Source organism: Kitasatospora sp. NPDC057936 (genome assembly GCF_042887525.1).
GTDB lineage: Bacteria > Actinomycetota > Actinomycetes > Streptomycetales > Streptomycetaceae > Kitasatospora.
On the sequence record NZ_JBHVPD010000048.1, the window covers coordinates 13,910 to 26,966 of the forward strand.

Annotated in this window: 16 protein-coding genes; 9 read left to right on the top strand and 7 right to left on the bottom strand. The window is 74.2% G+C overall.

Features of this window, described 5'->3' with window-relative positions:
* Window positions 1-187: 187 nt before the first annotated feature.
* The 5 genes from ACFVU9_RS24160 to ACFVU9_RS24180 all read left to right on the top strand — a co-directional run bounded on the left by ACFVU9_RS24160 (window position 188) and on the right by ACFVU9_RS24180 (window position 3,609).
* On the top strand, window positions 188-937 hold the full coding sequence (locus ACFVU9_RS24160; protein WP_380500344.1) for an anti-sigma factor domain-containing protein: 750 nt from the start codon (window positions 188-190) through the stop codon (window positions 935-937).
* Between the two features lie 115 nt (window positions 938-1,052).
* Entirely contained in the window at window positions 1,053-1,424 is a 372-nt protein-coding gene (locus tag ACFVU9_RS24165; protein WP_380446084.1) for a hypothetical protein, read from the top strand.
* A 127-nt stretch (window positions 1,425-1,551) separates the two neighbouring features.
* The gene (locus ACFVU9_RS24170; protein WP_380446085.1) at window positions 1,552-1,989 is read left to right on the top strand and encodes a DUF3574 domain-containing protein; all 438 of its coding nucleotides are present in this window, start codon (window positions 1,552-1,554) and stop codon (window positions 1,987-1,989) included.
* 195 nt (window positions 1,990-2,184) lie between these two features.
* On the top strand, window positions 2,185-2,757 hold the full coding sequence (locus tag ACFVU9_RS24175; RefSeq protein ID WP_387596502.1) for an SMI1/KNR4 family protein: 573 nt from the start codon (window positions 2,185-2,187) through the stop codon (window positions 2,755-2,757).
* Window positions 2,758-2,844: 87 nt separating this feature from the next.
* Window positions 2,845-3,609 carry a hypothetical protein gene (locus ACFVU9_RS24180; RefSeq protein WP_387596505.1) on the top strand — a complete coding sequence of 255 codons (765 nt, stop codon included), beginning with the start codon at window positions 2,845-2,847 and terminating at the stop codon, window positions 3,607-3,609.
* 86 nt (window positions 3,610-3,695) lie between these two features.
* Here ACFVU9_RS24180 and ACFVU9_RS24185 read toward each other — a convergent pair whose 3' ends face one another.
* From ACFVU9_RS24185 to ACFVU9_RS24195, 3 genes are all read right to left on the bottom strand, one after another.
* Window positions 3,696-4,148, bottom strand: a complete 453-nt coding sequence (locus ACFVU9_RS24185; RefSeq protein WP_380446088.1) for a universal stress protein — start codon at window positions 4,146-4,148, stop codon at window positions 3,696-3,698.
* Window positions 4,149-4,268: 120 nt separating this feature from the next.
* Entirely contained in the window at window positions 4,269-5,132 is an 864-nt protein-coding gene (locus ACFVU9_RS24190; RefSeq protein ID WP_387596508.1) for a universal stress protein, read from the bottom strand.
* An 11-nt stretch (window positions 5,133-5,143) separates the two neighbouring features.
* The gene (locus ACFVU9_RS24195; RefSeq protein ID WP_387596511.1) at window positions 5,144-5,536 is read right to left on the bottom strand and encodes a DUF302 domain-containing protein; all 393 of its coding nucleotides are present in this window, start codon (window positions 5,534-5,536) and stop codon (window positions 5,144-5,146) included.
* A gap of 110 nt (window positions 5,537-5,646) precedes the next feature.
* Between ACFVU9_RS24195 and ACFVU9_RS24200 the strand changes: the two genes are divergently transcribed.
* Entirely contained in the window at window positions 5,647-5,829 is a 183-nt protein-coding gene (locus tag ACFVU9_RS24200) for a hypothetical protein (protein ID WP_380446091.1), read from the top strand.
* Window positions 5,830-5,918: 89 nt separating this feature from the next.
* Entirely contained in the window at window positions 5,919-6,470 is a 552-nt protein-coding gene (locus ACFVU9_RS24205; RefSeq protein ID WP_387596514.1) for a SecY-interacting protein Syd, read from the top strand.
* 19 nt (window positions 6,471-6,489) lie between these two features.
* On the opposite strand, the gene ACFVU9_RS24210 is transcribed toward ACFVU9_RS24205, so the two are convergent.
* The 4 genes from ACFVU9_RS24210 to ACFVU9_RS24225 all read right to left on the bottom strand — a co-directional run bounded on the left by ACFVU9_RS24210 (window position 6,490) and on the right by ACFVU9_RS24225 (window position 10,870).
* Complete coding sequence (locus ACFVU9_RS24210) at window positions 6,490-6,774, bottom strand: contact-dependent growth inhibition system immunity protein (RefSeq protein WP_387596517.1); 285 nt, start codon at window positions 6,772-6,774, stop codon at window positions 6,490-6,492.
* Window positions 6,771-7,589, bottom strand: coding sequence for an alpha/beta fold hydrolase (locus tag ACFVU9_RS24215; protein WP_387596520.1), 819 nt, complete (start codon window positions 7,587-7,589; stop codon window positions 6,771-6,773). Before ACFVU9_RS24215 ends, ACFVU9_RS24210 begins: the two co-directional genes overlap by 4 nt.
* A gap of 233 nt (window positions 7,590-7,822) precedes the next feature.
* The gene (locus ACFVU9_RS24220) at window positions 7,823-8,482 is read right to left on the bottom strand and encodes a 2'-5' RNA ligase family protein (RefSeq protein WP_387596522.1); all 660 of its coding nucleotides are present in this window, start codon (window positions 8,480-8,482) and stop codon (window positions 7,823-7,825) included.
* A 168-nt stretch (window positions 8,483-8,650) separates the two neighbouring features.
* The gene (locus ACFVU9_RS24225; RefSeq protein ID WP_387596525.1) at window positions 8,651-10,870 is read right to left on the bottom strand and encodes a hypothetical protein; all 2,220 of its coding nucleotides are present in this window, start codon (window positions 10,868-10,870) and stop codon (window positions 8,651-8,653) included.
* Between the two features lie 190 nt (window positions 10,871-11,060).
* Here ACFVU9_RS24225 and ACFVU9_RS24230 point away from each other — a divergent pair, with 190 nt between their 5' ends.
* Window positions 11,061-11,486 (top strand): hypothetical protein, encoded by a 426-nt coding sequence (locus ACFVU9_RS24230; RefSeq protein WP_387596528.1) that lies wholly within the window; start codon window positions 11,061-11,063, stop codon window positions 11,484-11,486.
* A gap of 106 nt (window positions 11,487-11,592) precedes the next feature.
* Window positions 11,593-12,972 (top strand): pyridoxal-phosphate dependent enzyme, encoded by a 1,380-nt coding sequence (locus ACFVU9_RS24235; RefSeq protein ID WP_380446098.1) that lies wholly within the window; start codon window positions 11,593-11,595, stop codon window positions 12,970-12,972.
* Window positions 12,973-13,057 lie beyond the last annotated feature (85 nt).

Below are 13,057 nucleotides of genomic sequence, written 5' to 3' on the forward strand. Positions count from 1 at the left end.
CGAAGCGGCTGCCGGGCGGAGTGAGGTGGGCGCATGAGTGAGCGGAGCGAGCGAATCGTTGGATGGTGTGCGTTGCGCGAAGCGGCTGCCGGGCGGAGTGAGGTGGGCGCATGAGTGAGCGGAGCGAGCGAATCGTTGGATGGTGTGCGTTGCGCGAAGCGGCTGCCGGGCGAAGCGAGGTGGGCGCATGAGCGTCGCCGACCTGCACACGCTGACGGGCGCGTACGCCGCGCACGCGCTGGACCCGGCCGAGAGCTCGGCGTTCGAGCGGCACCTGGCCGACTGCCCGGCCTGTGCCCAGGAGGTGGCCGAGTTCGCCGCGACCCTGGCCAGGCTCGGGGCGGCGGAGTCCGTGGTGCCGCCGGGGGCCATGAAGGCGCGGGTGATGGCCGCGCTGCCCGCCATCCGGCAGGAGGCCCCGCGGACCGCCCCCGTCCAGCCGGCGGGCCCCGGGCCGGGCCGGCTGCGCCGCGCCTGGCCGAAGCTGGCGCTCGCCGCGTGCCTGGCCGTCGCGGCCGGGGCCGGCGGTCTGGCCGTCCAGCAGCACCGGGAGGCAGACCAGGCACGGGCGCGGGCCGCCGCCGTCCAGCAGCAGCAGAACCGGTTCGCGGACCTCCTCGCGGCACCCGATGCCCGTACAGCCAGTGGGACGGTGGCCGGCGGGGCGGGCGTGGGCACCGTCGTGTGGTCGCACGGTCGCGGCCAGGCGGCCTTCCTCGCCACCGGCATGCCCGCCCCGGCCGCGGGCAGGACGTACGAGCTGTGGTTCGACGACGCCGGGACGATGCGCCCCGCGGGGCTGCTGCCGGGCGGCGACGGTTCGCTGGTGCTGTCCGGGCCGCTGGGCGGGGCGACGGGCGTCGGAGTGACGGTCGAACCGGCGGGCGGGTCCGCGCACCCGAGCGGCGCGCCGGTCATGCTGCTGTCGTTCACGTGAGGCCGGGCGGGCCTCGACAGGGAGTTCCGCCCGCAGCCCCGTCGGGGTTACTCTCCGGTAGCCCCGGGAGGCCTTCCCCGCCCGGGGCCCGCCGACGAGCACCCCGAGGAGCAGCATGCCCGCCGACAGATCCGCCCGATCCGCCCGCCTGTTGAGCGGACTGCTGCTGGGCGCCGGGGTGGCGCACTTCGCCGCCCCGCGCCCGTTCGACGCGATCGTCCCGCGTGCCCTGCCCGGCAGCCCCCGGACCTGGACCCACCTGAGCGGCCTGGCAGAGCTCGCCGTCGGCGCCGCCGTCGCGCACCCGCGCACCCGCCGCGCCGGTGCACTGGCCGCCGCCGGGCTGTTCGTCGCGGTGCTCCCCGCCAACGTGCAGATGGCCCGCGACTGGCGCACCCGCCCGGCGCCGCTGCGCACCGCCGCCGTCGCCCGGCTCCCGCTGCAGGTGCCGCTGGTGCTCTGGGCGCTGCGGGTGGCCCGGAGCTGATCCCGTTGCCGTGCCGTCCAGCATGCAGGTGGGCGGCTTCGCGCGAACGGGCCCGTCCCGGCGGCCGGTCACCGCTCGTACGGCTGAACCGGCGCATCGCGCGTCCCGGCCGGGCGTTGACCACGGCATGAAGACCAACACCTGGGCCGGCGTGGTCGCCGGTGCCGCCCTGCTGGTGACGGGTGCGACCCTCGCCCCCGTCGCCGGCGCGGCCGGTGCGCCGGTCGCACCGCACGATCCGTACACCCGCACCGAGCTGTTCTTCGGCACCGAGCGCCCCGACGGCGGTCCCGCCGTCACGGAGCAGGAGTTCCAGGCCTTCGTCGACTCGGAGATCACGCCGCGCTTCCCGGACGGCCTGACCATCGAGGACGGCCGGGGCCAGTACCGCGACCGCCACGGCGTCATCGAGCACGAACGGTCCTACCTGGTCACGCTGTTGTACCCGCTGCCCGCCGCGCGGACGGCGGGCGCCGCGGTGGAGGAGATCCGCCGGGCCTACGACCAGCGGTTCCAGCAGGAGGCCGTGGGCCGCGTCGACGAGTCGGTGAGGGCCTCGTTCTAGCCCGCGCCACGACGCGCCGGAGGCCGTCCCGTCGGCGGACCGGTGTTCCGCGCGCATCAGCCGTTGCCGGTCACGGCCTTCACTGCTCCGGCGATCGACGGAGGCAGGCTGTCGATCGTTCCCGAACCGGTGGTGGCGGCAGCGGTGTTACGGGCCCTCGGCCTCGGCGAGTCGTGCTCCTGGGATCCTGGTCGCATGGACGATCTCGCCGGCACGCAGGCCCCGCTCCGACAGCTGACCGACCCCTCCGAGGCTCTCGCCGCTCTGGAGCGGGCGGTCCCTGACCTGGCGCGGCTGCGCCTGCCGGAGCCGAGGAGCATCGACTGGCGGCTCGTGGAGGCCGACCTGGGTGTAGGTCTGCCGGCGGATTTCAGGCTCCTCTGTGAGCGCTACCCGTCCTTCGTCCTCGGGGACTTCCTCGGCCTGGGCGGTCCGGAGCCGGGCGGTGAGCGCCGCTGGGTGGAGGGCCTGCGCGAGACGCTGGAAACCGTCGACGAGTGGTGCGCGGAAGCCGATCTGGACGTCCCGCTCCACCCGTACCCCGCCCCCGGCGGCTTGCTGCCGTGGGCGGGTTCCCATCAGGGCGACCTCTTCCTGTGGACCACCGACCCGGCCGGTCCGGAGGAATGGACGGTCACGGTAGCCTCCCGGAGTTCCGTCTGGTGGCACTACACCGGCGGAGCCGTCCAGTTCCTGGCCGACCTGGTCACGGGCGCGGTGGAACCGTGGGCCCTGCCCAAGGTCCGCTCCCAGGCCGGGAGATGGTGAGCCCGCCGGAAGAGGGCCGCTTGCCGGCTGGTAGCGTGGCGATCTTCGCCAGGCGCAGGCCGGCGGAGTCCCCGAAGGCGAACGCCCATGACCGACATGCACGTCCACCGGGCGAGGCTGCGCCTCGACGCCGCCTTGGAGGGCCTCGCCGACGCCTTCCGCGGCGCGGTCGCGCCCCCCGACGAGCACAACTGCGAGTGTCACTGGGGCAGCGCCGAGGAGCTCGCCCTCCTCAAGGTGCCCGGGGTGATGCTCGATCCCGACCTCCTCCGGCGGAGTTGGCACATCCCCGGGTGGGGCGACCCCGGAGCCGTGCTTCGCCGCGTCCTGCCCCAGCTCGCGGGTGCCGTCGTCGACAGCCGGTCCGAGTCGTACCGGTACCGGGACGAGATCGGGGTTGTCCTCGCCCGCGCGGACTGGCAGGTGTGGCCCCCGGAACAGGCCGCGGCTGTACGGGAGTTCCTGCACGCGTTCTGGGCCCACACCCTCGTCACCCCCGACCCAGCCGCGTACGCGCCCCGGACCCTCGTCCTGTGCGTCGAGGCGTCCGGCGAACTGAGCCCCTGGCTCGACGACTGGGAGGCGCTGGACCACCCGGCGGCCGATCGTCGCCTCGCGGAGGCCGTCGACGAGTGGGGCGACGACCTGCTCGCCGACGAGTTGCCCTGGTGGACCTGGCACGACGACAAGGACGGCATGGTGGCCGTCCTCACCGCCTGGCTCACCCGCCACGCCCCTGCCCGGCTGAGAGCCATCGGCGCCCCGGACGACCTGCTCCACCGCCTGCGGCTGATCGGCCTCACCGGGCCCGCCCGGTGGACCGATCCGCACTGGCCGAACCACACCGACTGATCGCACGCGACACGGCCGGCTGCTCCGAGGCGAGGCCCTGGTCGGGCGGGCCCACCGCACGGCAAACGGGGGAGCCCCGAGACCCGTCAGTGCGCGCGGGCGACGACCACCGGGCACGTGGCGTGCTGCGTCACGCGCGTGCTGACCGAGCCGAGCAGGGCGCGGCTGAAGCCGCTGCGGCCGTGGCTGCCCACCACGAGCAGCTCGGCGCCCCGGGAGGCGTTCAGGAGCACGTCGGACGGGTCGCCCATCACCATCGTCCGCCGCACCTCCACCGTCCGGCCCTCGCCGAGCACCCGGTCGCCGAGCACGCGGTCGAGCTCGTCGGCGAACCGCTTCTCGGCCACCTCCCGGTCGAAGGAGTGGTCCACCACGGGCGCCGACCAGCCGATGTGGCTCGGCGGCTCCCAGGCGCCCACCGCGTCCACGACGCCGCCGATCAGGGTGGCGTGCCGGAGGGCCCAGCGCAGCGCGGCGTGCGACGACGGCGAGCCGTCGACGCCGACCACGACGCGGGGAGCGGAATCGTGCGCGTTCATCTGTGTCGCCACCTGTACCGTCACCGTCCTGTGAACCGTTGGAGCCCCTCGTCCACCGTGCGTGCCGTCCTCGGCGGGCGCCAGTACGGCCTGCCACCCGGGTGACGGGCGCCGGCCGGGTCAGCCGTACGGGACGACGGCGACCGGGCAGTGGACGTGGTGGACCACGGCGTGCGCGACGGGCCCCAGGTGGTGGTGGCGCAGGGGCGTGTGCCGGGCGCGGCGGCCCACGACGAGCAGCCTGGCCGTCGCCGCCGCGTCCACGAGCTCGACGGCCGCCTTGCCCCGGACCAGGTCGGCGGTCACGGCCACCTCGGGGTGACGGGCCCGCCAGACCTCCACGGCCTTGGCGAGCCCGTTCCACTCGACGCTGGAGATCTCGCCCTCCAGCCCGCCGATGGCGCCGTACGACATGTACTCGGTCCCGGCCGGCGGGGACCACACGTGGACGACCCGCAGCGGCGCCGAGCGGACGGCGGCGGCCTCGAAGGCGAACGCCAGCACGTCCTCCGCAGGGTGCGCCAGGTCGAGCCCGACGACCACAGGACCGTCCGACTCGCCCCCCTGTGCGCCCGAGGCCTGCGCGCGGACGAGCACCACCGGACAGGCCGCCCGGCGCAGCACCTCCTGGCTCACCGAGCCGGTCAGGTACCCGCGGATGGTGCCGAGGCCGTGCGAGCCGAGCGCGAGCAGGGCGGCGGTTCGGCCGGCCTCCTCCAACGCCTCGACGGGATCACCCGACACCGGCGACGCGGTCACCGCCACCCCGGGTGCCATCTCGCTCAATTCCGCTTCCCGAGAGGCGAGTTGCTCCTGTGCGCGGCGGAAGGTCTCGTCCCGTCCCGCCACATCCCGATGCGGCCCGGGCCAGGCCTGGAGGAGCGTCAGCGGACACCGGCGGCGCTGCGCCTCGCGGACGGCCCATTCGGTGGCCGCGAGGCTTTCGGGCGAACCGTCGAATCCGACGACGACGGGAGCGTTCACGGCCGGCCCCCTCAGTCCCGCAGCGAGCCGAGCGCGGCACGCAGCCGCCGGCCGGCCTCGTCCGCGACCTCGCCGAGCCCACCGTCCGACCCCGCGAGCGCGACCAGCACCTGGGGATCGACGGCCTCGACGACGGCACCGTCACCGTCCGCCCGGACGACCACGTTGCACGGGAGCAGCAGCCCGATCCGCCGGTCGGCCCGGAGCGCGCGGTGGGCGAGGGAGGGGTTGCAGGCACCGAGGATCACGTAGTCCTCGACCTCCTCGCCGATCTTCTCCCGGAGGGTCGCCCGGATGTCGATGGTGGTCAGGACACCGAAGCCCTGCTTCTTGAGCGCGGCCGTGACGGCCTCCACCGCCTCCGCGAACGGCCGGCCGAGCCGGACGCCGAAACCGTAGTCCACGATCTCCTCCTCGGGGTCCCGCCCAGTATCGACGGGCCCGCGACCCACCGCCTCCCGGCGCGGGGCGAACCGGGCAGAGCCGGATACGGCCGTTGCGACCCGATGTGCGGATGACGTCGACCGAGGCAGAATTGGACGCCGCAGATCTCGCGACCGTCTGCCGGGCGTTGGCAGACCTCCAGTACGTGGTGATCCCCGAGGAGCTCATCGAGACCGACTACCGAGGACCGAGCCCGCTCTCCAGCCACGTGACGCGGCCGACCTGGTGGGACCGGTTCTCCGGGATCTACTGACGGTCACTCACCCCGAGCGTCCGTTGTCGTACCGGCCCGGTAGCGTGCCACGTGCCGAGTGCAGACCAGAGCGTTGACGGGGAGTTCACTTGACCGAGCACGACACGCGGACCGGGCTCGCCGCCCTGCTTCTCGACGGACTCTGGCCGGGTCTTGATCGAGCCGGTCTGAACGTCGTGGAGTACGACCCCGAGTGGCAGTCGCCCTGTCAGCTGGGGGAGCCCGACCCCGACGGCATGATCCGGTGGAAGCCTGTGCCAATGGACCGGACCCCCGACTTCGCCGATCTTGAGGCCGCAGTCGCCGCCATCGGCGGGGTGCTGCATCCGGACGTGACAGCGTTCTACGGCAGCCTCTGGTGCGGCCCGGTGGACGGGTTGGAGCACTCCGGTGAATCGGTGTCGCTCCGCACGCTGTGGAACGAAGCGGAGTTCCAGCGCGCCGTGCGCGGCCTGGCCGAACACGCGCGGCGGCAGGCGGCGGAGTTCGGCGGTGCCATCACGTTCCCCGTCGCCGGCACCTACTCCGACCTGTCCTTCGCCCTCGACAACGCCACCGGCGAGATCCTGCTCCAAGAGGCCGGCCACCCCGGTGGTCGCCTGGTCGCGCCGTCGTTGGCCGAGTTCCTGGCGGACTTGTAGGCGGGGCCGCAGCGGGCTCCTACCGGCTCAGGAACCCTGTCGCCTTCTGCATCAGGTCCGGCGGCAGGTCGCTCGACTCCGAGACGATCGCTCCGAGCTCCTGCGCGAGCCCGGGCGTCTCGCTCCAGACTGCTGGGCTCCTGGTCAGCACTGTGTTCAGCAGATCGCCCGCATACATGTCGCCCTCCGCCATCGGGTCGTCCCGCAGCACCTCCCATGCGAGTGGCAGGAGATGAGCCAGGCCGACGTCCTGTCCGATCATCAGCTCCTCAAGGGTGCGGTCACGGTCCACGGGGCCGGTCATCGGTTGATCGTCCCCGCGGCGACCTGTTCGAGGAACTCGTGCAGTGCCTGGCACAGGGTCTCGGGCTGTTCCAGGTGGACGTCGTGGCCCGCTGCGGGGACGCTCATGGCCACCGTCTCGGGGCGGCGTTGGAGCATGGCCTCCGTCTCGTCCCGGGGGATGATGCCCGATTGGCCCAGGACGACCAGTGTCGGGCAGGTGATGCCCGTCCACTCGTCCCAGAAGGCGCGCCGGGCGTTCTCCGCCAGCGCTTCGACCATCACGTCCCGGTCGAAGCGCGGCCACCACCCGCCGTCCCGCTCGTCCAATCCGTCCGCCCAGGCCTCGCCGACCGCACCGCCCCCGAAGAACTCGACCGCCGCACCGCGTGACGGGAAGGGCCTCGGCCACGCCTCCAGCGCCGCGCCGATCTCGGCGGGGACGTCCGGGCTCGGGCCGCCGGCTCCCGCCTCGACGAGGACGAGGCCGCCCGGGAGGTCGGGGTGCGCGGCGGCGGTGAGCATGGCGGTGTGGCCGCCCAGCGACTGCCCCACCAGGACCGGGCGGTGCAGGTCGAGCTGTTCGACGACAGCGGCGACGTCGGCGACGTACGCGGCGCGGGAGACGTCTCCGGGGCGGCGCGTGCTGGCGCCGTGGCCGCGCTGGTCCACGGCGACGACCCGGTGGCGGGGGCTCAGGCTCCGGGCGATGGTGTCCCATTCGCCCGCGTGGCCGGCCAGTCCGTGCAGCAGGAGCACCGGGGCTCCGGAACCGCCCCAGTCGCGGCAGGAGATGCGGACGCCGTCGCGTATCACGGTGTGCTCGGTCCAGGCCATGCCGGGTTCTCCAGGAGGCGGGTGCGGTTGGTGAGTTGGTGGCGCGGCCCGCCCCAGGAGGGGCGGCTCGCCTTGCCGTCGAGCCAGAGGGTATACAAGCAGTTCACGGCTGCTCGCCGGCCAGTTCGCCTGGGCTCGTCCTGGCCACCTCCACGGACCGCGCCATGTTCTCCGGCCACGATGACCTCCCGCCCCCGGCCGGACTCGAACGGCCGGCCGACGAGGCGGACGGGTCAGGCGGGCGGGCGACGGTCGGGGAACGTCACGGTCCCGACCGTCTCCCAGGACAGTTCCCAGGCCGTCTCGCCCTGCGGGCGGGGACGCTGCTCGAAGAGGACGTCGAGCAGGTGGAGCCCGGTGAAGCGGACGGGGACGTGGCTCGGGGAGATCCGGTGGAGTGCGGTCTGCAGGGCGTCCGAGGAGGCCTCGGCCCAGGCGTAGCCGAGGGAGATGTGGGGCCTGCCGCCGTTGTGGAGCAGGGCGCCGGGGCCGCGCACCTCCCGGATGGCGTTGCGGACGCGCTCGCGCAGGTCGACGAGACCGTCGTCGGGGGACATGTCGAGGAAGGCGCCGGCCCGGTTGGCGATCGGGGAGCCGACGACGACCTCCAGCGGACCGGCCGTGGCCAGGTGCTCGTGCAGGGCGGAGAGGAGGTCGTCGCGCTCGTCCGCGGTGATCTTGTCGGCCGTGGTGTCGGCGACCATCTCGACGGTGCAGTGCAGCGTGCCGTCGACGAGCGGGGTGATCGGGAACGGGCGCATCGCCTCGTGGCACTCGGCCACCAGGCGGGCCAGCGGGGGGTGGGCCGCCTGGTCGGGGACGGCGTAGACGTGCAGGACGCGCGCGCCGTCGGGCCAGGGGGCGCCCTGGAACTTCGGGACGAACTTCTCCACGGTCTCTTCTCCCTAGGCTCGGGGGACTTCAGCTCGGGGGACTTCAGCATCCCGGAAACGGACGGCCGTGTCCTCGCCGTCCGGGAGTCCGGGAATCCGGGGGCCCGTGGGCTCGCCTTGGCCGTCACATCGTCACATCGTCACCGCGGAGCCCCCGCCGGTCGGCGATCAGTCCGGCTGCTCCGCGAGCAGCGCCCGGCAGTCGGCGCGGAAGCGGTCGTCGGCGTCGGTGTCGTACCGCGTCCCGCGGCTGTGGTCGCCGTTGTTGTCGACGCGGCGGGGGTCGGCGAGTTCGGCGTGCAGCAGTTCCGGGAAGCCGTCCGGGAGGTCGCGCTCGGCCTGCTCGCGCCGCAGTGCCGCCGCGATGAGCGGGCGGACGGGGCGACTGCGCGTCCACAGGGTGCGCAGCAGGCCGTCGTCGGGCCGGGCACGGGATTCCGCAGGTCCGGTGGCCCGGGCGGCGAGGAGGAGGCGGACGAGGGTTCGGTCGTGCTCCTCGATGGCGAGTTCGGCGGCGAGGGCGGTGCGGATGCGCTCCCCGAGCGGGGCGGCGTCCGCGCCCATCGCGGCGGCCAGTTCGAGGGCGTGGAAGCGCGGGAACCAGTCGTCGGTGTCCGCGATCAGGGCGTCGAGTACGGGCAGGATCTCGGCGGGGTCCTGTCCGGCGTGCCACAGCGCGCGGGCGGCCTCGACCCGGGTGACGGGGTACGGGTCGCCGAGCAGTTCGCGCAGGACGGGCAGGGCGTCCTCGGCGTCGGGGCCGAGGCCCTCGGGGTCGGACAGGACCGTGCGGAGGCCGTGGTGCAGCGAGCCGGTGGTGTCCCGGGTGAGGTCGAGGCACGCGGCCAGCACCGGGCCGATCACCACGTGCGCCCGCGGGTGGCCGGTGGCGGCCATGGCGGCGAGGAGCCGGCCGACTTCGGCCAGGGCGGTGTCGTCGATGACGCCGTCCACCTCGCAGCGCTCGGTCGCGGGGTGCGCCCGGGAGAGCAGTGCGGAGAGCATCTCGTGGGCGTACGGGCGAAGTTGGCGGCAGTAGAGCGCCAGGTCCTCGGGGACGGAGCGGCCGGCGAGCAGCGGCGCGAGGAGGCCGACGGCCCGTTCGTCGCCCGCGGCGGCGAGGAGTTGGATGCACTGGCCGGGCAGGTAGCGCTCCCAGCCCCAGCCGGTGCGGTACCGGCCGTCGTCGGCGATCGTGGCGGCGGTGTCGAGCAGGTCGGGAGAGAGCGGGAACCGGCCGAGGCGCAGCTCCTGGGCCGCTGCTGCGGCGAGTTGCGGGTCGGAGCCGCGGAGGAGCCGGCCCAGCGCTTCGGCGGTCCGTGCGGCATTCGCGTCGGGGACGCGCCATCCGCTGTGCAGGTCGCCCGCCCGGTCGACGGCGGCCTGCGGGCTGTGCGGGTCTCCGTGGCGCAGTGTGTGGAGCACGAGCCGGTGACGTTCCGCCACCCGGTCGCCGAGGGCGTCGATGAGGTCGTCGAGTGCTTCGGCGACGAGTTCGTCGGTGTCCTCGGTGAAGGACGCGGTCTGCAGGGTGCGCAGGTGCGAGAGGAGGGTGTCGGTTTCGGGGCGGGGCTCGCCGGGTGATGCGGTGGGGTGCTGCCGGGCGCGGTCCAGGGCGGCCGTCGCCCGGTCCGCGAGGCCCTCGGGCAGGTGCTGCGGGGTGTGGCGGGCGAGGGCGGCGAGCGCGGCCAGTTCCGTCGCCGGGTCCTGGCCGGGCTCGGCGAGCCCGGCCAGCGCCCGCGTGGCCCGCAGTTGCTGCGGCGGGTCGTCGCTCAGCCGCCCGGCCAGGGTGCTCAGGGCGATGACGTGGGCGTGGCGGACCGTCGGGTCGTGCTCCTCGGCGGCGGCCGGCGTGGTGATGAGGTCCAGGACGGTTGCGGGTCGGGTGTGGCGGCCTGCCAGGAGGACGACGGCTGCCGCGCGCACGTCCGGTTCGGCGTCGGCCAGCAGTGCGGTCAGGCCGGGCAGCCGCTGTTCCAGCGCTTCGCGCGCCAGCAGGCCGTACGCGAGCTCCAGGTCGTCGCCCCAACAGCCGGTCTCCTGCGCCCTGGTGACGACGGCCTGCGGGTCGGGGAGGTGATCGGCCAGTTCGGCGCGCCGGGCGGCGCTCTCGCCGATGCTGTCGAGCAGGGTGAGCAGGGAGCCCCGGTCGGCGACGGTCGGAGCGGCGGCGAGCGCACAGAGGAACGGCAGGCAGGCGAGGGTGGAGTCGTACACGTCGCCCTGGTGGTGGACCCCTCCGTACAGGGCGTCCAGCGCGTGGTCGCGCTCGGCCGGATCCGGTGATGTGAGGTCGCGCAGCAGGCCGGGGACGTCGGTGGCGGGTCCGTAGGCGTGGTTCAACGCGGCCCAGTCGATGTCGTCGAGCCCGTCGAGCGGGTCGTGCATGTCTCCCCCGAGGTGGTGCGATGGCCGGTCCTTGCGCTGGCCAGTCTCACGGATCGCTCGGACACCTGGTCGGGCGGGGTCGCGCGAGGGCCGTCCGCCCGCGAGGGGGTGGGTCTTCGCGGGGTGGACGGCGGTGCTATTTTGAACGCGTTCAAGCACCTTGAACGCGTTCAAAGCATCCTGGGGGTGGATGATGATGCGATCCTTCTCGCAGCACTACGCCGAGCCTCGGCCATGGGGGCTCGCCGCCTGTGCCGGTGCCTCGTGGCTGGTCTACGCCGTCACGTACGCGACGGGTCACGCAGGAGCCGACGGGGAGACGCTCACCCGGTGGTGTCTGGCCGGCTTCAGCACCCTGATTCCCCTGGCAGTGCCCGGGCGCTGGGGCTTTCGCGTGGCCTGTCTCGTCGTCGGGTGGCTGCAGTTCGGCCTGGAGCTCGTGGTCTCGCTGCCGTGGCTGATGATGCCGCTGCCCATCCTCGTGGGCTTCTTCCCGTCCGGACTCGTGCTGCTTCTCGCGGGCCGGAAGAACGGCGGCCCGATCGGCAAGACGATCGGCGTCCTGCTGAGCCTGGTCCCCGTCGTGCTCTTCTTCACCGTCTGGGGAAACCGGTGACCGACCTCGCCCCGGACTCGTCTACCGGGGCGCGAGCGTGGGCAGGCTCGGACATGTCCGCACACGTCGACCCGGTTGCACGTTGACCCGGATGAAGGAGCGCCCGATGACCGCAGTGCACGAGTCCGTCCTCGACGCGATCGGCGGGACGCCGCTGTTCCGCCTCGCGCGGCTGGGGGCCGGGATCGCCGCGCCGATCTACGCCAAGGCCGAGTTCCTCAACATCGGCGGGAGCGTCAAGGACCGTGCCGCGCTGTCGATGATCCTGGCCGCCGAGCGGGACGGGCTCCTGGCGCCCGGCGGGACGATCATCGAGGCGACGTCCGGCAACACCGGCATCGGGCTCGCCATCGTGGGCCGCCGGCGCGGGTACCGGGTGATCGCCGGGGTGTCGGACAAGTCGGCGCCCGAGAAGGCGGACATCCTGCGGGCGTACGGGGCCGAGGTGGTGCTCGCGACGACCTCCGTGCCGCAGGAGGACCCGCGGCACCTGTTCAACGTGGTCCGGCGGCTCACCGAGGAGATTCCGGGCGCCTGGCTCGCCAACCAGTACGACAACCTGGCCAATCCGGATGCCCATGTGCGGACCACCGGCCCCGAGATCTGGGAGCAGACCGGCGGTAGGGTCACCCACTTCGTCGCGGGCGTGGGCACCGGAGGCACCGTCACCGGCACCGGCGGGTACCTCAAGCAGGCCTCCGGCGGTGCGGTGACGGTCGTCGGCGCGGATCCCGAGTCCTCGTCGTACGGGGGCGGCGACGGCAGCCCGTGGTTCGTCGAGAGCATCGGCCACTTCCTCCACCCCGAGACGGTCGAGGACCGCTGGCCGCAGGCCTACCGCTCGGAGGTGATCGACCGGTTCGAGCGCGTCCCGGACCGCGAGTCGCTGCTGACGGCCCGCCGGCTCGCGCGCGAGGAGGGCATCCTGGCCGGCCCCTCGTCCGGGACGGCGGTGGCGGCGGCGCTGCGGGTGGCGCGCGGGCTGGGACCGGACGACCTGGTCGTGGTGCTGCTGCCGGACTCCGGCCGGTCCTACCTGTCCAAGGTCCACAACGACGGGTGGATGCGGCGCCTGGGCTTCCTGGAGGAGCCGGGGGAGGGCGAGCTGCGGGCGGCCCTGGAGGGGGCCGGCCCGCTGGTGACGGTCGGCGCGGACGCGACCGTCGGCGAGGCGCTGGAGGCCCTGCGGGCCGTGCCGGGCGGGGTCGCCCCGGCGGTGCTGCCGCGGGCGGCGCGGCCGTACGGGGTGGCCGAGGCGGAGGTGCTCGGCTCGGTGTCCCGGGAGGTGCTCCGGGCGGCGCTCGCGGACGGCGGCGCCAAGCCCGACGGCCCGGTGCGCCCGTTGCTCGGGCCGGCCTTGCCGACGGTCGGGGTCGGGCAGCCGGCCGCCGAGGCGCGGGCCGCGCTGGCGGGCGGGCACGCGGCGGTGGTGGTGCTGGTGGACGGGAAGGCGGCCGGGGTACTGACGAAGGCGGCGCTCGCCTGAAGGTCCCCGCCGGCACCGCGTGGACGGCGAACGGCAGGCTGCGGCCGCCGACGCCCCTGCTCTCCACTCACGTTCGTCGGACCGA

Excerpts from the sequence above, each read along its gene's own strand:
- ACFVU9_RS24160 (WP_380500344.1), top strand. The coding sequence starts at position 188 with ATGAGCGTCGCCGACCTGCACACGCTGACGGGCGCGTACGCCGCGCAC.
- ACFVU9_RS24165 (WP_380446084.1), top strand. The coding sequence starts at position 1,053 with ATGCCCGCCGACAGATCCGCCCGATCCGCCCGCCTGTTGAGCGGACTG.
- ACFVU9_RS24170 (WP_380446085.1), top strand. The coding sequence starts at position 1,552 with ATGAAGACCAACACCTGGGCCGGCGTGGTCGCCGGTGCCGCCCTGCTG.
- ACFVU9_RS24175 (WP_387596502.1), top strand. The coding sequence starts at position 2,185 with ATGGACGATCTCGCCGGCACGCAGGCCCCGCTCCGACAGCTGACCGAC.
- ACFVU9_RS24180 (WP_387596505.1), top strand. The coding sequence starts at position 2,845 with ATGACCGACATGCACGTCCACCGGGCGAGGCTGCGCCTCGACGCCGCC.
- ACFVU9_RS24185 (WP_380446088.1), bottom strand. The coding sequence starts at position 4,148 with ATGAACGCGCACGATTCCGCTCCCCGCGTCGTGGTCGGCGTCGACGGC.
- ACFVU9_RS24200 (WP_380446091.1), top strand. The coding sequence starts at position 5,647 with ATGACGTCGACCGAGGCAGAATTGGACGCCGCAGATCTCGCGACCGTC.
- ACFVU9_RS24210 (WP_387596517.1), bottom strand. The coding sequence starts at position 6,774 with ATGACCGGCCCCGTGGACCGTGACCGCACCCTTGAGGAGCTGATGATC.
- ACFVU9_RS24215 (WP_387596520.1), bottom strand. The coding sequence starts at position 7,589 with ATGGCCTGGACCGAGCACACCGTGATACGCGACGGCGTCCGCATCTCC.
- ACFVU9_RS24225 (WP_387596525.1), bottom strand. The coding sequence starts at position 10,870 with ATGCACGACCCGCTCGACGGGCTCGACGACATCGACTGGGCCGCGTTG.
- ACFVU9_RS24230 (WP_387596528.1), top strand. The coding sequence starts at position 11,061 with ATGATGATGCGATCCTTCTCGCAGCACTACGCCGAGCCTCGGCCATGG.
- ACFVU9_RS24235 (WP_380446098.1), top strand. The coding sequence starts at position 11,593 with ATGACCGCAGTGCACGAGTCCGTCCTCGACGCGATCGGCGGGACGCCG.